The sequence below is a fragment of the Candidatus Brevundimonas colombiensis genome, from assembly GCA_029202665.1.
GTDB lineage: Bacteria > Pseudomonadota > Alphaproteobacteria > Caulobacterales > Caulobacteraceae > Brevundimonas > Brevundimonas colombiensis.
Genome location: CP119326.1, coordinates 3,120,539 through 3,138,940 on the forward strand (window position 1 = coordinate 3,120,539; position 18,402 = coordinate 3,138,940).

At 67.5% G+C, this 18,402-nt stretch carries 18 protein-coding genes; 7 read left to right on the forward strand and 11 right to left on the reverse strand.

Annotation, left to right across the window (positions count from 1 at the left end; genetic code table 11):
- Positions 1 to 26 precede the first annotated feature (26 nt).
- Positions 27 to 368, reverse strand: a complete 342-nt coding sequence (gene arsC, locus P0Y50_15285; protein WEK39877.1) for an arsenate reductase (glutaredoxin) — start codon at positions 366 to 368, stop codon at positions 27 to 29.
- Positions 368 to 910, reverse strand: a complete 543-nt coding sequence (locus P0Y50_15290) for a hypothetical protein (GenBank protein WEK39878.1) — start codon at positions 908 to 910, stop codon at positions 368 to 370. Before P0Y50_15290 ends, arsC begins: the two co-directional genes overlap by 1 nt.
- Before the next feature lie 99 nt (positions 911 to 1,009).
- On the opposite strand from P0Y50_15290, the gene P0Y50_15295 reads away from it, so the two are divergent.
- The 5 genes from P0Y50_15295 to P0Y50_15315 all read left to right on the forward strand — a co-directional run bounded on the left by P0Y50_15295 (position 1,010) and on the right by P0Y50_15315 (position 7,676).
- Complete coding sequence (locus P0Y50_15295) at positions 1,010 to 2,260, forward strand: hydrolase (protein ID WEK39879.1); 1,251 nt, start codon at positions 1,010 to 1,012, stop codon at positions 2,258 to 2,260.
- 1 nt (position 2,261) lies between these two features.
- Positions 2,262 to 3,269, forward strand: a complete 1,008-nt coding sequence (locus tag P0Y50_15300) for an arginine N-succinyltransferase (GenBank protein WEK39880.1) — start codon at positions 2,262 to 2,264, stop codon at positions 3,267 to 3,269.
- 151 nt (positions 3,270 to 3,420) lie between these two features.
- Positions 3,421 to 4,839 carry a succinylglutamate-semialdehyde dehydrogenase gene (astD, locus tag P0Y50_15305; protein WEK39881.1) on the forward strand — a complete coding sequence of 473 codons (1,419 nt, stop codon included), beginning with the start codon at positions 3,421 to 3,423 and terminating at the stop codon, positions 4,837 to 4,839.
- 181 nt (positions 4,840 to 5,020) lie between these two features.
- Positions 5,021 to 6,358 carry an N-succinylarginine dihydrolase gene (gene astB, locus P0Y50_15310; GenBank protein WEK41590.1) on the forward strand — a complete coding sequence of 446 codons (1,338 nt, stop codon included), beginning with the start codon at positions 5,021 to 5,023 and terminating at the stop codon, positions 6,356 to 6,358.
- Positions 6,359 to 6,365: 7 nt separating this feature from the next.
- On the forward strand, positions 6,366 to 7,676 hold the full coding sequence (locus P0Y50_15315; GenBank protein WEK39882.1) for an MFS transporter: 1,311 nt from the start codon (positions 6,366 to 6,368) through the stop codon (positions 7,674 to 7,676).
- A 48-nt stretch (positions 7,677 to 7,724) separates the two neighbouring features.
- Here P0Y50_15315 and phhA read toward each other — a convergent pair whose 3' ends face one another.
- Together phhA and hspQ are read right to left on the reverse strand one after the other, a co-directional pair.
- Entirely contained in the window at positions 7,725 to 8,600 is an 876-nt protein-coding gene (phhA, locus tag P0Y50_15320) for a phenylalanine 4-monooxygenase (protein WEK39883.1), read from the reverse strand.
- Positions 8,601 to 8,655: 55 nt separating this feature from the next.
- Positions 8,656 to 8,964 (reverse strand): heat shock protein HspQ, encoded by a 309-nt coding sequence (gene hspQ / locus P0Y50_15325; protein ID WEK39884.1) that lies wholly within the window; start codon positions 8,962 to 8,964, stop codon positions 8,656 to 8,658.
- Positions 8,965 to 9,109: 145 nt separating this feature from the next.
- Here hspQ and P0Y50_15330 point away from each other — a divergent pair, with 145 nt between their 5' ends.
- Positions 9,110 to 10,207 carry a Ppx/GppA phosphatase family protein gene (locus P0Y50_15330; GenBank protein WEK39885.1) on the forward strand — a complete coding sequence of 366 codons (1,098 nt, stop codon included), beginning with the start codon at positions 9,110 to 9,112 and terminating at the stop codon, positions 10,205 to 10,207.
- A 4-nt stretch (positions 10,208 to 10,211) separates the two neighbouring features.
- Here P0Y50_15330 and P0Y50_15335 read toward each other — a convergent pair whose 3' ends face one another.
- Genes P0Y50_15335 through gyrA form a run of 5 tightly spaced genes read right to left on the reverse strand, consistent with a single transcriptional unit; the run spans position 10,212 to position 16,178 of the window.
- Positions 10,212 to 11,081, reverse strand: a complete 870-nt coding sequence (locus P0Y50_15335; GenBank protein WEK39886.1) for a peptidylprolyl isomerase — start codon at positions 11,079 to 11,081, stop codon at positions 10,212 to 10,214.
- A 32-nt stretch (positions 11,082 to 11,113) separates the two neighbouring features.
- Entirely contained in the window at positions 11,114 to 11,989 is an 876-nt protein-coding gene (locus P0Y50_15340) for a peptidylprolyl isomerase (GenBank protein WEK39887.1), read from the reverse strand.
- 8 nt (positions 11,990 to 11,997) lie between these two features.
- Complete coding sequence (gene coaD, locus P0Y50_15345; protein ID WEK39888.1) at positions 11,998 to 12,486, reverse strand: pantetheine-phosphate adenylyltransferase; 489 nt, start codon at positions 12,484 to 12,486, stop codon at positions 11,998 to 12,000.
- A gap of 55 nt (positions 12,487 to 12,541) precedes the next feature.
- Positions 12,542 to 13,381 (reverse strand): aminotransferase class IV, encoded by an 840-nt coding sequence (locus tag P0Y50_15350; GenBank protein ID WEK39889.1) that lies wholly within the window; start codon positions 13,379 to 13,381, stop codon positions 12,542 to 12,544.
- A gap of 25 nt (positions 13,382 to 13,406) precedes the next feature.
- On the reverse strand, positions 13,407 to 16,178 hold the full coding sequence (gene gyrA / locus P0Y50_15355; protein WEK39890.1) for a DNA gyrase subunit A: 2,772 nt from the start codon (positions 16,176 to 16,178) through the stop codon (positions 13,407 to 13,409).
- A gap of 122 nt (positions 16,179 to 16,300) precedes the next feature.
- Here gyrA and P0Y50_15360 point away from each other — a divergent pair, with 122 nt between their 5' ends.
- Complete coding sequence (locus P0Y50_15360) at positions 16,301 to 16,876, forward strand: superoxide dismutase family protein (protein ID WEK39891.1); 576 nt, start codon at positions 16,301 to 16,303, stop codon at positions 16,874 to 16,876.
- Positions 16,877 to 16,880: 4 nt separating this feature from the next.
- Here the strand turns inward: P0Y50_15360 and P0Y50_15365 are convergent, their stop codons facing one another.
- Both P0Y50_15365 and P0Y50_15370 read right to left on the reverse strand, forming a co-directional pair.
- The gene (locus P0Y50_15365; GenBank protein ID WEK39892.1) at positions 16,881 to 17,411 is read right to left on the reverse strand and encodes a DUF1003 domain-containing protein; all 531 of its coding nucleotides are present in this window, start codon (positions 17,409 to 17,411) and stop codon (positions 16,881 to 16,883) included.
- Positions 17,412 to 17,440: 29 nt separating this feature from the next.
- Positions 17,441 to 18,358, reverse strand: a complete 918-nt coding sequence (locus P0Y50_15370) for a DMT family transporter (GenBank protein WEK39893.1) — start codon at positions 18,356 to 18,358, stop codon at positions 17,441 to 17,443.
- Positions 18,359 to 18,402 lie beyond the last annotated feature (44 nt).

An 18,402-nucleotide genomic window follows, 5' to 3' on the forward strand; every position in this document is an offset into this window, starting at 1 on the left:
CGCCGGCCGCGAGGTCGGGCGCGGGGTCAGAGGACCTCCAGCACCCGCTCCAGCGGGCGGCCGACGACGGCGCCCTTGTCGGTTTCGACGATGGGGCGTTCGATCAGGATCGGCTGGGCCAGGGCGGCGGCCAGCAACGCTTCGTCATCGGCGCCGGCGTCCAGCAGGGCCTTGGCCTCGGCCTCCTTGCGGCGCATCAGGCCGGACAGGCCGCCGCCGGTCCGCGCGGCCAGTCGTTCCAGCGTCGCCCGATCCCATCCGGTCTTCAGATATTCGATCACCGCCGGCTCGATCCCCCGCTCCCGCAGCAGGGCCAGGGCGTTGCGCGAGGTCGAGCATTTCGGATTGTGATACAGCACCACGGTCATCAGGGTTCTCTCCGCAAACGGTGCAGCATCATGGCCCCCTGCAGCGACGCCACATAGATGACCGCAGAGACCGCCGCCGCCGGCCAGGTGGTCAGGGTGACCCAGAGCGGCAGCTCCGGCGTCGGCATCGTGCCCAGCAGACGCATTCCCATATTGGCCACCAGGCTATAGGCGATAAGGGCCAGCATGATGATGGGGATGGCGCGCGTCATCGCCCGCCACTGGACCACGCCCAGCACGACATAGAGCAGGACCGTGAAGACGGCGCCGGAAACCATGGCGAACGGAAAGATGGCCTTCATCATCTCGCGCTGCACGGCGACCTGATCCGCCGACAGACCCATTCGGGCGTATTCGCTGCTCATCGCCGTCTCGAACCAGCCCGAGGTAAACATCCACCAGGTCGGGATCAGACCGACGATCAGGGCGATGGCCAGGCCGAACACCATGGACCGGGCCGACCGCTGCGCCTCGGCCATGCCGCGCGGCAGTTTCAGGGGGTTCATGGCCCGCACCCACGGCGCGATGGTCGAACGTTTCATGCGAGAGGTCCCTTGTTCGGTCGGGAAACTAGCGATGATCGGCGCTCACTTACAGACCCGTCCTTCACCTTTGTCGCCGGTCCGTCTAGGGTTCGGCCGATGCGGATTCTGACCTCCGACCAGGCCGTCCTCGACCACGTCGCTGCGCGACGCGAGGCCATCATCAGGCGCACCATCGACTGGGCGAACATCAACTCCGGCAGCCGCAACGCCGCCGGGCTGAACGCCATGCTGGATGTGCTGGAGGCCGAGGCCCGCCGCCTGCCCGCCTCGGTCGAGCGGCTGCCGACGCAGGGTTCGACCACAGTCGACGACAACGGCGCAGTGCGAGAAGAAGCCCACGCCGACGCCCTGAAGATCACCGCCCGGCCCGACGCCCCGATCCAGATCGTGCTGACCGGCCATTACGACACCGTCTTTCCGGCCGACAGCAGGTTCCAGACCGTGACCACCCGCCCCGACGGCGCCCTGAACGGTCCCGGCGTGGCCGACATGAAGGGTGGGATCAGCGTGATGCTGGCCGCGCTTGAGGCGTTCGAAACCCATCCCGACCGCCACGGCGTGGGCTGGACCGTGCTGCTCAGCCCCGACGAGGAGATCGGCTCGCCCGCCTCGGCGCCCCTGCTGGCCGAACTGGGCGCGCGGGGACATATCGGCCTGACCTATGAACCGGCCCTGGCCGACGGCACCCTGGCGGGGGCGAGAAAGGGCAGCGGCAATTATCACCTGATCGTCACCGGCCGCGCCGCCCATGCCGGTCGCGCCTTCGACGAGGGGCGCAATGCGGTGGCGGGCGCCGCCATCATCGCGGGCGCCCTGCATGGGCTGAACGGCCAGCACGAGGGCGTCACCGTCAATGTCGCCAGGATCGCGGGCGGCGGCGCCCTGAACGTGGTCGCCGATAACGCCGTGGTCCGCTTCAATGTTCGCGTGCCGGACAAGGCCGCCGCCGACTGGATCGACGCCCAGGTGCGCGCCATCGCCGCAACGCCGCCGTTCGAGGGGCTGACGCTTGACCTGCACGGCGGCTTCACCCGCGCGCCCAAGCCGATGGACACGGCCCAGACCGCCCTGTTCGAAGCGGTGAAGGAAGCGGGCGCCCTGCTGGGCCAGCCCATCGCCTGGAAACCCTCGGGCGGGGTGTGCGAGGGCAATAATCTGCACGCCGCCGGTCTGCCCAACATCGACACCCTGGGCGTCCGGGGTGGAGAGATCCATTCGGATCAGGAGTTCGCCTGGCCCGACAGTTTCGTCGAACGCGCCCAGCTCAGCGCCCTGATCCTGTGCAAGGTCGCCTCGGGCGAGATCGACGCGGCCAAACTGAAATCCCTGCGGATGGAAACCCTGTAGAATGCTCATCGTCCGTCCCGCCGGTCCCGCCGACCTGGATCACCTTCTGGAGCTGGCCATCCTGTCCGGCCCCGGCTTCACCAGCCTGCCTGAAGATCCCGACGTCCTGTCCGACCGGCTGGAGCTGAGCCAGGCCAGCTTCCGGGGCGAGGTCACGCCGCAGGAGGCCTGGTACACATTGATGCTGGAGGACGGCGACACCGGCGACATCGACGGCATCGGCTCGGTAAAGGCGACGGTGGGGCTGAAACGCCCCTTCTTCTCGTTCCGCGTCGTGAACAACACCGCCTCCTCGCCCTCCATCGGGGTCAAGCTGGATCATCATACCCTGGTGCTGGTCAATGAATGCACCGGCTGGACCGAGGTCGGGTCGCTGTTCCTGAAGGCCGACCGGCGCAAGGGCGGCGCAGGCCGCCTGCTCAGCCAGTCGCGCTATATGCTGATCGGCGCCCAGCCCGACCTGTTCGCCGAGAATGTGCTGGCCGAACTGCGCGGCGTCTTCACCCCCGACGGCGCCTGCCCCTTCTGGGATCATGTGGCGCACAAATTCTTCCCGATGGAGTTCGACGACGCCGACCGGATGACCGGATCGACCGACAAACAGTTCATCCTCGATCTGGCCCCGCGCCATCCGATCTATGTCGAGCTGCTGCCCGAACCCGCCCGCGCCGTGATCGGCAAGGTGCATCCGCAGGGCGTGCCCGCCATGGCCCTGCTGGAGAGCGAAGGCTTCCGCACCAATGGGCTGGTGGATATTTTCGACGCTGGCCCGACCGTCTCCTGCGGGCGCGACAACATCCGCACGGTGCGCGATGCGCGCCTGCTGACGCTGGAGATCACCGATCAGGTCGAGGCCGAACTGCCGGCCCTGATCTCGACCGACAGCGTGGCCGCCTTCCGCGCCGTCCGCGCCAAGGCGGACATCCACGGCGAGACCGTTCGCCTGTCCGCCGAAACCGCCGCCGCGCTGAAGGTTCGCGCGGGGGACGCCGTGCGGGTGAAATCGTGATCCTCCCTATCCCGCTCATCCCGGCGAAAGCCGGGACCCAGCGCTTTGGGCGATGGATGCGTGACATCGATACCCGGTGGTCATCCGACGCACCGACAATGCGAAAGAACTGGGTCCCGGCTTTCGCCGGGATGAGCGGAGTATTTTTGCGATGACCCATTTCACCTCCATCGACCCCACGACCGAGGCCGTGAACTGGGAGGGGCAGGCCGCCAGCCCGGCCCAGGTCCAGTCCGCCGTGGACGCCGCCCGCGCCGCCTTCCCCGACTGGGCCAACCGCCCGCGTCAGGACCGGATCGACGCCGTCAAACGCTATCAGGCCGTGCTGAAGGACCGCGCGCCCCAGATCGCCGAGGCCATCAGTCGCGAGACCGGCAAGCCCCTGTGGGAGACCAAAACCGAAGCCGCCGCCATGATCGGCAAGGTCGACATCTCGATCCGCGCCTATGACGAGCGAACGGGCGAGCGCACCAATGGCACCGCCTTCGGCCGCGCCGCCCTGCGTCACCGCCCGCACGGCGTGGCGGCGGTGCTTGGCCCATTCAACTTCCCCGGCCATCTGCCCAACGGCCATATCGTCCCGGCCCTGCTGGCGGGCGACACGGTGGTCTTCAAGCCTTCGGAAGAGACGCCGCTGGTCGGTCAGATGATGGCCGAGGCCTTCGCCGCCGCCGACCTGCCGACCGGCGTGATCAATGTAGTTCAAGGCGGGCGCGAAACGGGCGCGGCCCTGCTGGACGCCGGCATCGACGCCCTGATGTTCACCGGATCTGGCGCGGCGGGCGCGCATTTCCGCAGGAAGTTCGCCGACAATCCGCACGTCATCCTGGCGCTGGAGCTGGGCGGCAACAATCCGCTGGTCGTCTGGGACGCCGCCGACGCCGAGGCCGTGGCGGGCATCGTGGTGCAGTCTGCCTTCGTCACCACGGGTCAGCGCTGCTCCTGCGCCCGTCGCCTGATCGTGCCGGAAGGACCGCAGGGCGACGCGATTGTGGAGGCCGTCGTCGCCCTGTCCGACCGCCTGATCTTCGGCCCGTGGAACAGCGATCCCGAGCCCTATGCCGGGCCGTTGATCTCGGCCTACGCCGCCCAGACCGCGCTTCAGGCCCTGCAGCAGCGCATCGACCTGGGCGCCAAGGTCATCCGGGCGTCGGGACCCGTGGACAATCTGCCCGGCGCCTTCGTCCGCCCGGCCATCATCGACGTCACCGGCCTGGACGTGCTGGACGAGGAGATGTTCGCGCCCTTCCTTCAGGTGATCCGCGTCCCGACGTTCGAGGCCGCCATCGCCGCCGCCAACGCCACGCGATACGGCCTGTCCGCCGGTCTGGTCAGCGATGATCCGAAGACCTGGGACCACTTCATCCGCCGCATCCGCGCGGGCGTGGTCAACTTCAACCGCCCGACCACAGGGGCGGCGGGCGACATGCCGTTCGGCGGCCTGGGCGCCAGCGGCAACCACCGGCCCAGCGCCTATTACGCCGCCGACTACTGCGCCTATCCGGTCGCCAGTTTCGAGGCGGACGCGGTCGCCAACATCGAAGGCGAGATCAAGGGGTTGCGGGCGTGATCTCGCACCGTGCCTCTCCCTCCCCGTTTCGGGGAGGGTCGTCGCGCAGCGACGGGGTGGGGGCGGCCCGGCAGGGTCGCGCTGGTCTGGTGCATGACAGGTCTGTGGGACGTCGCCTTGTCGCCCCCACCCGTCTTCGCCTTCGGCTCAGCCACCCTCCCCGGGCCGGGGAGGGAGAATCCTGATGACCGCCGTCGAAGCCAACGCCGATGGCCTGATCGGTCCGACGCATTCCTATGCGGGCCTGTCGCCGGGCAATCTGGCGTCCAGCCTGAACAAGGGCGAGGCGTCGAACCCGCGCGCGGCGGTTCTACAGGGCCTGGACAAGATGAGGCTGCTGGCGGACCTGGGCCTGCCCCAGTTCGTCCTGCCGCCGCATGAGCGGCCGAACATCCCCTTCCTGCGTTCGCTGGGCTTCGGCGGTTCGGACGCCCAGGTGCTGGAACGCGCGTGGCGGACCGCCCCCTCCTTCGCCGCCGCCGCCTGTTCGGCCTCGCCCATGTGGGCCGCCAACGCCGCCACGGTGACGCCCAGCGCCGACGCCGCGGACGGTCGGGTGCATTTCACCCCCGCCAACCTGCACACCAATCTGCACCGCAGCCTGGAACACCAGCAGACGAAACGCGCGCTGGACGCCCTGTTCCTCGATCCCGGCCGGTTCGCCGTCCATGACGCCCTGCCCGCCGTGGCGCATTTAGCCGACGAGGGCGCGGCCAATCATGTCCGCCTGTGCGCCACGCACGGCGGTCGCGGGGTCAATCTGCTGGTCTGGGGCCGCGAGGCGTTTGAGCCTTGGGACGGCCCCTTCCCCGCGCGCCAGACGCGCGAAGCCTCAGAGGCCATCGTCCGCCGCCATGAGGCGGGCCGCCCGGTTCTGGTCCAGCAGTCCCGCGCGGCCATCGCGGGCGGAACCTTCCATAACGACGTGGTCTGCGTCGGGGCGCTGGACACCCTGTTCTTCCACGAACTGGCGTTTGAGGACACGGATGCGACAAAGGCCGCCATCCGCCGCGCCGCCGACGGCCTGTTCGACCCGCAGTTCTTAGAGGTTTCCAACGCCGACCTGCCGCTGGCCGACGCGATCAGCAGCTATCTGTTCAACTCCATGCTGATCCAGGTTCCGGGCGAGGACCGCCTGACCCTGATCTGTCCGACGGAAACCCGCGACAATCCACGCAGCCATGCGGTCGCCGAACGGATCGCCGCCTCCAATGGTCCGATCGGCACGGTGCGCTACGTCGATGTGCGCCAGTCGATGCGGAACGGCGGCGGCCCCGCCTGCCTGCGCCTGCGCGTGGTGCTGACTGACGCGGAGCTGGCGGCGACCAATCCGGCCATGCGCCTGACCGACGCCCTGCACGCGCGCCTGTCGGACTGGGCGAACCGCTGGTATCGTGATGAACTGCGTCCCGCCGATCTGGCCGATCCGGCCCTGCTGGACGAGACGCGCGGGGCGCTGGACGCGCTGACGGCAATCCTGAAACTGGGCCCCGACTTCTATCCCTTCCAGAGAGGCTGACGCGCCGATGACCGCCGATGCGACCCCGAACGCGACCCCGAACGCGACCATGAGCCCCGCCCGCCGCCTTCGGAACATCGTCGGCGGATCGGCCGGCAATCTGGTGGAGTGGTTCGACTGGTACGCCTATGCGGCCTTCACCCTGTATTTCGCCCCGGTCTTCTTCCCGAGCGAAGACCCGACCGCCCAACTTCTGAGCGCCGCCGCCGTGTTCGCGGTGGGCTTCCTGATGCGGCCCATCGGCGCCTGGATCATGGGCGTCTACGCCGACCGCAAGGGTCGCAAGGCGGGTCTGACCCTGTCGGTGACGCTGATGTGCACCGGCTCGCTGATCATCGGCCTGACGCCCGGCTATGCGACCATCGGGCTGGCGGCGCCCGCCCTGCTGTTGTTCGCCCGCCTGCTTCAGGGCCTCAGCGTCGGCGGGGAATACGGGTCGAGCGCCACCTATCTATCGGAAATGGCCGAGCCGCATCGGCGCGGCTTCTGGTCCAGTTTCCAGTATGTCACCCTGATCTCGGGCCAGTTGATCGCGCTTCTGATGCTGATCGTGTTGCAGAACACGCTCAGCGAGACGGCGCTGGCGAACTGGGGCTGGCGCATTCCCTTCTTCGTGGGGGCCGCGCTGGCGGTCGTCGTCTTCTGGCTGCGTCGGCGGCTGGACGAGACGCACAAAGCCGAGGACGTCAAGGACCAGCCCAAGTCCAGCGCCGTCCAGCTGTTCGTCAAACACCCCAAGGAGGCCTTTATGGTGCTGGGCCTGACGGCGGGCGGCACCTTGGCCTTCTATACCTACACGACCTATCTGCAGAAGTTCCTGGTCAACACCACGGGCTTTCCCAAGAACACCGCGACCGAGATCAGCGCGGCGGCCCTGTTCATCTTCATGTTGCTGCAACCTGCCGTCGGGGCGCTGTCCGACCGGATCGGACGGAGGCCGGTCATGGTCGCCTTCGGCGTGCTGGGGGTGATCTTCACCGTGCCGATCATGACGATGCTGTCGCGGGTCGAAAGCCCGCTGGCGGCCTTCGGACTGGCGCTGGCCGGGCTGGTGATCGTGTCGGGATATACGGCGATCAATGCGGTGGTGAAGGCCGAACTGTTCCCCGCCCACATCCGCGCCCTCGGCGTCGCCCTGCCCTACGCCATCGCCAATGCGGTGTTCGGCGGCACGGCCGAATATGTCGCCCTGTGGTTCAAGGGCGTCGGGATGGAGAGCGTCTTCTTCTGGTATGTGACCGGCATGATCGGGGTGTCGCTGATCACCTTCATCCGCATGCGCGACACCCGGCACAACAGCCTGATCACGCATACCTAGCCAACTTGTCCGTCATCCAAGGGCGAGGATGAAGAGGTTGGAATGGCCTCAGGCCGCAAACCGCCCGCCGCGTTCGGCATAGGCCTGGGTGCCGCGCGTGAAGACGTGGTCGGTGGGCAAGACGGTTTCGATGGCCAGATCGTCCTGTCCCTTCAAGGCGGCATAGACCGGCCCGAAGTCCTTCAGCGTCTCGTTCTTCAGCGCTTCCAGACTGTCGATGACGAAATAGACCTGCTGGAAGTCGTCGATCCGATACAGGGTCCGCATCACCCGTTGCAGGTCGAAGCCCAGGCGGTTGGGCGACGGATCGTCTAGGGCGAAGACGCTCTCGGTCGCCGATGACACGATGCCGGCGCCATAGATGCGAAGGCCTTCAGCCTCCTGCATCAGGCCGAACTCGACCGTGTACCAATACAGCCGCGCCAGATTGGGCAGCATGCCCAGCGAAGCCGCCCGCTGCCCGCCCTTGCCATAGGCCTCCATATAGGCGGCGAAGGCCGGATCGGTCAGCATCGGCACATGGCCGAACACATCATGGAAGATGTCCGGTTCCTGGAGGTAGTCCAGCTGATCCGGCTTGCGGATGAACTGGCCCGAGACGAAACGGCGATTGGCCAGATGGTCGAAGAAGACCTCGTCCGGCACCAGGCCCGGCACACAGACCACGGTCCAGCCGGTCAGGGCCTGAAGCTTGGGATTGATGATGTTGAAGTCGGGAATCCCGCCAGCGTTCAAGTCCAGCGCCTTGAGCCCGTTCAGAAAGGCCTCGCACGCGCGTCCGGGCAGGATCTTGATCTGGCGGGCGTACAGCGTGTCCCAGGTCCGATGCTCGACCTCGGTATAGGCGGCCCAGTTCTGGGGGATGGTCCAGTCGGCGGCCGCGCCCTCGGGCGGTTGCTCGAAGACGTGCTCGAAATCGGACATGGAACGCTCCTCATCTTTTCCCCATCCTAACGAGGACCGGCGGGGTCTTCCACTGTCAGTGCAGCCGCACGTCCAGGGGGGCGTGATGGCCCATTGCATCGCGGGTGAACCAGCGTTTGGCGTCGTCAGGCAGCAAGACCGCGTCGCCGTGTTCCAGAACGGCCTCGGCGGCATAGGCGACAAAGCCGCCATCGTCGCCCAGGGCGAAGACCCGGTAAAAGGGCTGGCTGGGATCGACCGAGCCGGTTTCGGCGGCCAGGCCGTCATAGGCCCAGTCGACATCCATCACCACGCCGCGAAAGGCGTCGTCGCGATGGCGGACAACCTGACCGATGGAGAAGCGGGCTGTATGAACCTGGGTCATGGCTCTGGATACGCCATGGCGGATGACGCGGACCCGGCGGGGCTGTTCATCTTCCTGACAGAATGGCTTGGCGCGGACGATCTTGGCGCGCTAGGCTGATGAGGACGGGCGCCGCTTCGGACCGCCCACATCGGAATGACGACCCATGCCGGAGACCCCCGGCGCGCCACGACGGCGCGACGAGCGGTCCCAGCCGTCCCGTCCGCGGGATGCGTCGGGTCGGGATGCGCCGCTGTATGGCGCGCTCGATCTGGGGACCAATAATTGTCGGCTGCTGATCGCGCGGCCGTCACGCGACGGATTTCGCGTGGTGGACAGTTTCAGCCGCATCGTGCGCCTGGGCGAAGGCCTGTCGCGCACCGGGCGTCTGGACCCGCAGGCGATGGACCGGGCCTATGACGCCCTGGCCCTGTGCGCCGAGCGTATCGTCAGGAAGGGCGTGGATTCGGCGCGCCTGAGCGCCGTGGCCACCCAGGCCTGCCGCGCGGCCGAGAACGGCGTCGACTTCATCGACAGGGTGCGAAAGGGGACGGGCCTGCGCCTGCGCATCATCGATCCGGCCGAAGAGGCGCGGCTTGCGGTCGAAGGCTGCCTGAATCTGATCGACCCCCGGGCCGAAGGGGTGGTCATCATCGACGTGGGCGGCGGCTCGACCGAACTGTCGTGGCTGAAGCGCGACGACACGGAATGGCGGACCACCGGCTGGATGTCGGCGCCGCTGGGCGTGGTCACCCTGGCCGAACGCCACCCTGAGCCGGAAGGCGCGGGCGAGCCGTGGTACGAGGCCATGGTCGCCGACATGGGCGCGGCCCTGGCGGAGGGGGGCGTTAAGGACGACGGAATGCTGGACCTGCTGCGACGAGACCGCGCGCATCTGATCGGCACATCGGGCGCAATCACCAGCCTGGCGGGCATTCACCTGAAGCTGCCGCGCTATATTCGCGACCGGGTCGACGGACTTTGGATGACGCGCGGCGAATGCGAGGCGGCGGCCGATCGGCTGAAGGCCTTGGGGCCGGAAGGTCGCGCGCGTGAAGCCTGTATCGGCCCCGACCGCGCCGATCTGGTGCTGGCCGGCGCCGCGATCCTGGAGGCCATCCAGCGCGCCTGGCCGTCCGAAAGGGTCCGCGTCGCCGACCGGGGTTTGCGCGAAGGTCTGCTGCTGCAGAGGATGCGAGAGGACCAGAAGCCGCCGCGTCGTCGGCGTCGTCGGCGCGGCCGTGGGCGAGGTTCCACAAGCTGAGACCTTACGCCGCCGGCGTCACCTGCACCGGCACGTCGATGTCGCAGACCGAGAAGTCGGCGCCCTTGGACTGGCGCGCCTGGTCGGCCAAGGCGCGGAAGGCGGCGGAGGTGGCGTTCATCACCTGAACCGTCGGGCGTTCAGCCTGGGGCAGGTCGGCGGCCAAACGCACGCGGGTCATGCGGTCTGGCTCGGTCACGATGCCGTCCGGGTTTGGGCTGGCCTTCAGGGCGCGCACCACGTCCAGTCCCGACACCACACGGCCCCAGACGGTGTAGCGTTTGTCCAGCGCCGGATAGGCCTGACGCATCAGGAAGAACTGGCTGTTGGCGGTGTCATTGCCCTCGTCGCGCGCCATGCCGGCGACGCCGGGGCAATACAGCGCCCAGCCATGCACCTTGTTGTCGCTGGTGCCGGCCATCAGGGCGTCAGGCTGGGTCTGGACCGGCACGGAGCGGACGAAGCCGACCAGGGCGCCGGTCGGGGCCGCGACGGGGGTGAAGGCCATGTCCGGCCCACGCCGGAAGGTGAACTCGCCCTTCAGATCGGGATACCAGCTCTGGCCATCGCCGGTGCCGAGCGGATCGCCGGTCTGGGCCATGAACCAGTCGATCACCCGGTGCCAGGCCAGATTGTCATAGAAGCCGCGCGCGGTCAGAACCTTGATCCGCTCGACGTGGGCGGGCGCAAGCTCGGGCGCCAGTTCCACCAGGATGCGCCCCTTGGTCGTGTCGATGACCAGGAGATCGCTGGACGAGATGACGCGCCAGTCGGCCGGGGCCGGCGGGGGCGGAGGCGGCGACGCCTCCTGCGCCAGGGCCGGGCCGGACAGGATGGCGGTCAGGATCGCCGCCGCCCACGCGTTTCGAACCATATCCCCTGCCCTTCCTGATGTTCGATCCGGCCTCAGCCGCCGACGACCTCGGCCACCGGCTGGACGTCGCAGATGCTGAAGCTCGCGCCGCGCGCGGTGCGGGCCGCGGCGATCCGGTCGGCGAAGGCCGCGCTTGAGGCGTTCAGCACGCGCACGGTCGGGCGCTGTCCCTCCGGCAGGCCAGAGGCCATGCGGACGTGGGTCATCACGTCGGGATCGGTCACCTTGCCGTCCTCGGCGTCCGAGCCCTTCTTGATCTTGTCCAACACGTCCATGCCGGACACGACACGGCCGAAGGCGGTATAGACGCCGTCCAGCTGATCGCGGGCGCCCATCATCAGGAAGAACTGGCTGTTGGCGCTGTCGGGCGACCCTGAACGGGCCATGCCCAGCACGCCGGGGCAGAACAGGCCGTGGGCGTCCACCTTGAAGTCGGCCGTGACCATCATCTGGGCGTCCGGCTGGGTCTGGACCGGCAGGTCGCCGACCAGGCCGCGCAGACCTGCGCCCGCGTTCGGCACGGCGACGAAGCCCGCGTCGCGGCCGCGACGGAAATGGAATTCGGCCTTCAGGTCGGGCAGGTCGCTGCCGCCCTCGCCGGTGCCCTTGGGATCGCCGGTCTGGGCCATGAAGCCGGGAATGACGCGGTGGAACTTCAGACCGTCGTAGAAGCCCTGATTGGCCAGGGTGCGGATGCGTTCGGCATGATTGGGCGCCGCCACCGGGATCAACTCCACCAGGATGCGGCCCTTGGCGGTGTCGATGACCAGAAGGTTTTCGGGGGCAATTGTGCGCCAGTCGGCGGCGGAGGCCGCGACCGGAGCGGCGGCGGGCGCCGCCGTCTGGGCCTGGACCGCGCTGGAGGCCAGAAGGGCGGCGAGGCCGGCCGCGATGATCGCCTTACGCATAGTCGTTCTCAAATCCCGTTCTTGACCTTGTCCCGCACGCGCGCGGCGATGGCGGGGCTGACGAAACTGTCGATCGCGCCGTCCAGACGGGCGATTTCCTTGACCAGCCGCGAGGCGATGGCCTGATGCCGCGGATCGGCCATCAGGAATACCGTCTCGATGTCCTGATTGAGGCGCTGGTTCATGGCCGTCATCTGGAACTCGTATTCGAAGTCGGCGACCGCGCGCAAACCCCGGATGATGACATTGGCGTTCAGTTCTTCCGCGAAATGCATCAGCAGGTTCGAAAAGGGCTGGACCACAATGTCGCCACCCAGGCCCGCGACCTCGTCCTGCAGCATCCCGACCCGCTCGTCCGTGGTGAACAGCGGTCCCTTCTCGTCATTGCGCGCCACGCCGATGACCACCCGGTCCACCAGCTTCAGCGCCCGTTTGATGATGTCTGTATGCCCGTTCGTCACCGGGTCGAAGGTGCCCGGATAAAGTCCGATGCGCATGGCGTGTCTCCCCAGCCTGTCGCCTGCTGTTCGGCGTCGTTTAGCAGGTGCGAAATCAGCGGCCTAGACGGCTGACGCCTTCGTCATCGTCGCGGGACGCGATAGCTTGCGGCGGCTGGGTGGACCAGGCGGCCTTGATCCTGGCCAGCAAGGCCGGATCGTTGGCGAAGGCCACGTCGTCGATGGCCGTGATGGGGCAGACCGGCGTGGCGCTGTTGCACAGGAAGGCGCCGTCGAAGGCGGCGATATTCGACAGGGAGACCGGGCGCGTTTCGGACGTCAAATCTGCGCCGGTCAGGCCGCGCTGGATCAGAGCCTGGGTCACGCCCGCCAGTATCGGCGCCTGGGGCCATACGATCTGTTCGCCCTGAATGAAGCCGAGATTCCAGGTCGCGCCTTCGGAGACGCAGCCCTGACCGTCGACAAACAGGACGTCGTCGAATCCCGCTGCACGGGCGGCTCGACGGGCGCGCGTCTGGCCAAAGGTGGCCACGTGTTTCAGATGCGCGGCCTCACGAACATGGGGCACGACCGTCACCCTCATGCGGGTCGCTAGAGGCGGCGGCGGGGGCGAAATCACGGTCATCACCCTGGGCCGCCCCACGAAGGACGGATTACGATGGCCGATCTCGGGCGAGAACAGACTGACCCGCAGCCAGCAGGCGTCGCGCCCCCCCACCGCCAGCGTCATCAGACGGCGCAGTTCGACCTCGCCGGGGCTTTCTCCGAACAGTTCGACCGCCGCCTGTTCAAGCCGAGCCAGATGCAGATCCAGCCCGCGCACGGCGCCGTTCTCCACGCGGAAGGAAGTGTAGGCGCCGTAGTTGACCAAAGCCTGATGAGCGAGGTCATCGGCCGTGGCGGGCTGTCCGTCGATCAGGATGGTCGCGTTCAACGGATCCCCACTGCGCGGCGGAGGATCAGCCCTCGCCCTCTTCGCCTGCGACTTCCGCATCGTCGCCGCCGCTTTCCGGCAGGCGTTCAACCGAGACGACCTTTTCGTCCTTGCCGGTGCGGAAGATGGTGACGCCCTGGCTGGAGCGGCCGACGATGCGGACCTGATCGATGCGGGTGCGGATCATCTGACCGCCCGAGGTGACCAGCAGCAGGTCGTCGGTTTCCTCGACGGGGAAGGCTGCCGCCAGTCGCGTGCCCGCGCGTCCGCCCAGACCGTGCGCCGTCAGACCCTGACCGCCGCGACCCGTGCGGCGATACTCATAGGCCGAGGACCGCTTGCCGAAGCCGGTTTCGGTGACCGTCAGGATGAACTGTTCGGCGGCGCCCAGTTCGGCGATGCGTTCGACCGACAGGACCGCATCGCCCGTCGCTTCTTCATCGGTCTCGACCGGGGCGGCGTCGTCCTCGCCCTCGGCGCCCGCCAGGGCCTTGCGCATGGCGTTGGCGTGTTTGACGTAGGCCGAACGTTCTTCCGGCGTCGCGTCCACGCGGCCCAGAATGGCCATGGAGATGACCTCGTCGACATCCTGCAGGCGCACGCCCCGGACGCCTGTGGAATCCCGCCCCTTGAACACCCGCACGTCGTCGACCTTGAAGCGGATCGCCCGGCCCAGCGCCGTGGTCAACAGCACGTCGTCGTCGGCGGTGCACAGGCCGACGCCGACCATCCGGTCGTCGCCTTCCAGCTTCATGGCGATCTTGCCCGCGCGGTTGACGGTGGCGAAGTCCGACAGCTTGTTGCGGCGCACGTCGCCCGAACTGGTGGCGAACATGATGTCGTAGTCGCCCCAGGTCGCTTCGTCCTCAGGCAGGGGCAGCACGTTCATGATGCTGTCGCCCGGCTCGATGGGCAGCAGATTGACGAAGGCCTTGCCGCGCGACTGCGGATTGCCCAGCGGCAGGCGCCAGGTCTTCAGCTTATAGGCCTTGCCGTTGGTGGCGAAGAACAGGACCGGCGTGTGGGTCGAGGCGCTGAAGACGCTGGTGATCGCGTCCTCGTCCTTCATCGACATGCCGCTGCGGCCCTTGCCGCCGCGATGCTGGGTTCGATAGGCGTTCAGGGCCACGCGTTTGACATAGCCGGTGTGGGTGACGGTGACGACCATGTCCTCGCGCGGGATCAGGTCTTCGTCCTCCATCTCGCCGTCGCCTTCCCCGATCAGGGTGCGACGCGGCACGGCGAATCTGTCCTTCACCTCGATCAGGTCGTCGCGGATGATGGCCAGGACGTTCTTGCGGTCCGACAGGATGGTCAGATGGCCCTGAATCGTATCGGCCAGGCTGCGCGCCTCGCCGAAAATGTCATCGCGGCCCAGGCCGGTCAGGCGAGACAGGGTCAAGGCCAGGATGGCGCGGGCCTGTTCGTCGGTCAGGCGAATCTTGTCGCCCTCGACGATGACCGAGCGCGGATCGGCGATCAGCTCGACCAGGGCCATCATGTCCCCGACCGGCCAGGCCTTGGCCTGCAGACGCTCGCGCGCCTCGCTGGGATCGGCCGACGAGCGGATGATGTGGATCACCTCGTCGATATTGGCGACGGCGACGGCCAGACCGACCAGAACGTGGCCGCGATCGCGGGCCTTGTTCAGCTCGAACTTGACGCGACGAACGACCACTTCCTCACGGAAGTCGAGGAAGATCTGCAACAGGTGACGCAGGCCCATCTGCTCGGGCCGGCCGTGGTTCAGCGCCAGCATGTTGACGCCGAACGACGACTGCATGGCGGTATAGCGCCACAGCTGGTTCAGGATCACATCGCCCGAGGCGTCACGCTTCAGCTCGATGACGATCCGCATCCCCTGGCGGTCGGATTCGTCGCGGACGTCGGAAATGCCTTCCAGACGTTTTTCGCGCACCATTTCGGCGATCCGCTCGATCAGGGTCTGTTTGTTGACCTGATAGGGCAGTTCGGTGACGACGATGGCCTCGCGATCCTTGCGGATTTCCTCGACCGAGGCGCGGCCGCGCACGATCACCGAACCGCGACCGTCACGCAGAGCATTGCGCGGCGCCGTGCGGCCCATGATCTCGCCGCCGGTGGGGAAGTCGGGGCCCGGCACGATGTCCAAGAGGGCGTCGTCCGAAACGTTCGGATCATCCAGCAGGGCCAGGGCCGCGTCCACGACCTCGCCTAGATTGTGCGGCGGGATGTTGGTCGCCATGCCGACGGCGATGCCGCCCGCGCCATTGACCAGCAGGTTCGGAATCCGGCTCGGCAGAACGACCGGCTCCAGCTCCTTCTCATCATAGTTCGGCTGGAAATCGACGGTGTCCTTGTCGATGTCCGTCATCAGGGCCACGGCGGCGGGCGCCATCCGGGCCTCGGTGTAACGCATCGAGGCGGGCATATCGCCGTCGACCGAGCCGAAGTTGCCTTGGCCGTCGACCAGCATCAGCCCCATCGAGAAGGGCTGCGCCATCCGCACCAGGGCCATATAGACCGAGGCGTCGCCGTGGGGGTGGAACCGGCCCAGCACGTCGCCGACCACGCGGGCGCATTTCGAATAGCTGCGCTCCGGCGTCATGTTCAGGTCGTGCATCGAATACAGGATGCGACGGTGAACCGGCTTCAGGCCGTCACGGGCGTCGGGAAGCGCGCGCGAGACGATCACGCTCATGGCGTAATCGAGGTACGAACGCTTCAGTTCGTCCTCGATCGTGATCGTGGAAATGTCGGAGCCGCCGCCCCGGCCGTTAATCGGGGTTGCGGCGTTTTCGTAGCTGTCGTCGGTCAATGAAGCGTGGCTTTATGCGGCCGGAATCGGAACGTGATCCGTTGTGACGATTTCTAGCATTCAAGGGGCCCGGTGGCAAAGCGACGCCGCCGTGAAAGCCCGTCTCTGAAAGGACTTTTCATATGCGCGCCCATACACTCGCCGCCGCCCTTCTGATCGCCTCGCCGCTGGCCCTCACCACGGCCTGTGCGGCCACTGGCAACGCACCGACGACTGCTGTCGAACGCGCGCCCGTTGGCGCGACCGGACAGGCGGTCCTGATCAACGCCTCGGGCGCAAATATCGGTCGCGTCGATCTGCGTCAGGGGCCAACGGGCCTGTTGATCAAGATCGAGGCGTCTGGTCTCACGCCGGGCTGGCACGGCATCCACATCCATGCCACGGGCGAATGCGCCGCGCCCTTCACCTCGTCCGGCGCCCACATCAACCACGGCGAACCGAAACAGCCGCACGGCCTGCTGAACCCCGCCGGTCCTGACGATGGCGACCTGCCGAACATCTACGCCGGCGCAGATGGCAAGGTGAACGCCGAACTGTTCACCACCCGCGCCCGCATTTCCTCGGAAGGCCCCGGCCAGTGGCTGTGGGACGCCGACGGCTCGGCCATCATCATTCACGCCAACCCCGACGACCACACGACCCAGCCCATCGGCGGCGCCGGCGACCGGGTCGCCTGCGCGGCGCTCAACGCCAGCTGATCGGTCAGCGGCCGCGTTCGGCCAGGAGGCGGTGGATCAGTTCGGTCTGCTCCTCCTGGCGGGCGGTCAGGTGCTCGACCTTGTCCAACAGGGCCATGATCTCGATCTCGGCCTTCAGATTGACCTGATAGTCGTTGCCCGCGTCCAGCCGATCCTTGGCCGCCTGGCGGTTCTGGCTCATCATGATCACCGGCGCCTGCACCGCCGCCAGCATGGACAGCACCAGGTTCAGGAAGATGAACGGATAGGGGTCGAACGCCTCTTTCCGCAGCAACAGGTTGATGACCGTCCACAGCGCCAGAAAGACGCCGAAGGCGATGATGAAGGGCCAGGAGCCGCCAAAGGCCGCCACCCGGTCCGCCAGCCGCTCGCCAAAGGTCTGGTGGTCGGCGAAGGTCTCGTTGATGTCCTCGGAGATCGGGCGGCGGTCGGCGGCGCTGGCCACCACGCTGGCCTCCTGGGCGTGCAGTTCGCGCGCCGACTTGCCCAGCCAGCGGCGGGAAACATGCTCGGCGTCTAGGGGACTATGGTTCACGGACGGCTCCTGAATCGTTTCCGACCAGATCAAGCCTTCGCGGCGCCCGCGCGCAAGCCCCGTTCCGCCAGGGCCACCAACACCACCCCGCCCATGGCGATGGCCGATCCGGTCAGAATCTGCGGCGTCAGCACGTCGCCCATCAGGCCCCAGCCGATGGCCATCGACACCACCGGCGTCGCCAGCAGATAGGGCGTCACCCGCCCGGCCTCTCGCCGCTGCACCAGCCAGAACAGCAGGGTCGTGGCCAGAACCGACGACACCACCCCGGCCCAGATCAGCGACACCCAGACCATCGGCGGCGCGGTGCGGATCGCCTCGATCTGATCGTGCTCGAACACCAATGAGCCAAAGGCCAGCACCGGCAGGGTGCCCGCCGCCAGCAGCCCCTGCATCTTCAACGGCGGTATGGAGGTCGTGCGCCGCGCCACCACCGTCGCCACCGCCCACGCCGCCCCCGCCGCAATCCCCACCAGAATGGCGCGCCAGTCCTGAAGCGCATGGGCGTCCATCGTCATCCAGGCCACGCCGACGAAGGCGATCCCCATGCCGACCATCGCCCCACGGCTCAGCCGCTCGCCCAGAATCAGAAAGGCGAACAGGGAGGTGAAGGGAATCCAGAGCTGATTGGCCACGGTCACGGGGCTGATGTCATGCGCCAGCCAATAGGCCGTATACACCAGCCCATACTGCAACGGCCCGCCCACCAGCACGATGATCAGCAGCCTTTTCCAGTCGGGGAACGGCGGCCGCACGAAGGCGAACAGGCAGGCGCTTGCGATGCCGAAACGGATCGCCCCGACCAGCAGCGGGCTGAGGTGTTCCGTCGCCAGCTTGGCGCCCGCATTGTTCACCCCCCACACGACGATGATCGCCAGAATGGCGGCGATCTCCAGCCCGGTCAGGGCATGAGGTCTGGCGGGCGCGGGCGGGACGGCGTCTGTCATGATTCAGCTATGTCATTCTCGCGCGCGGACGTCGGTTCACATTG

Bases quoted from the DNA above. Each gene is read 5' to 3' on its own strand.
- arsC (WEK39877.1), bottom strand. From the start codon at position 368: ATGACCGTGGTGCTGTATCACAATCCGAAATGCTCGACCTCGCGCAAC.
- P0Y50_15290 (WEK39878.1), bottom strand. From the start codon at position 910: ATGAAACGTTCGACCATCGCGCCGTGGGTGCGGGCCATGAACCCCCTG.
- P0Y50_15295 (WEK39879.1), top strand. From the start codon at position 1,010: ATGCGGATTCTGACCTCCGACCAGGCCGTCCTCGACCACGTCGCTGCG.
- P0Y50_15300 (WEK39880.1), top strand. From the start codon at position 2,262: ATGCTCATCGTCCGTCCCGCCGGTCCCGCCGACCTGGATCACCTTCTG.
- astD (WEK39881.1), top strand. From the start codon at position 3,421: ATGACCCATTTCACCTCCATCGACCCCACGACCGAGGCCGTGAACTGG.
- P0Y50_15315 (WEK39882.1), top strand. From the start codon at position 6,366: ATGACCGCCGATGCGACCCCGAACGCGACCCCGAACGCGACCATGAGC.
- phhA (WEK39883.1), bottom strand. From the start codon at position 8,600: ATGTCCGATTTCGAGCACGTCTTCGAGCAACCGCCCGAGGGCGCGGCC.
- hspQ (WEK39884.1), bottom strand. From the start codon at position 8,964: ATGACCCAGGTTCATACAGCCCGCTTCTCCATCGGTCAGGTTGTCCGC.
- P0Y50_15330 (WEK39885.1), top strand. From the start codon at position 9,110: ATGCCGGAGACCCCCGGCGCGCCACGACGGCGCGACGAGCGGTCCCAG.
- P0Y50_15335 (WEK39886.1), bottom strand. From the start codon at position 11,081: ATGGTTCGAAACGCGTGGGCGGCGGCGATCCTGACCGCCATCCTGTCC.
- P0Y50_15340 (WEK39887.1), bottom strand. From the start codon at position 11,989: ATGCGTAAGGCGATCATCGCGGCCGGCCTCGCCGCCCTTCTGGCCTCC.
- coaD (WEK39888.1), bottom strand. From the start codon at position 12,486: ATGCGCATCGGACTTTATCCGGGCACCTTCGACCCGGTGACGAACGGG.
- P0Y50_15360 (WEK39891.1), top strand. From the start codon at position 16,301: ATGCGCGCCCATACACTCGCCGCCGCCCTTCTGATCGCCTCGCCGCTG.
- P0Y50_15370 (WEK39893.1), bottom strand. From the start codon at position 18,358: ATGACAGACGCCGTCCCGCCCGCGCCCGCCAGACCTCATGCCCTGACC.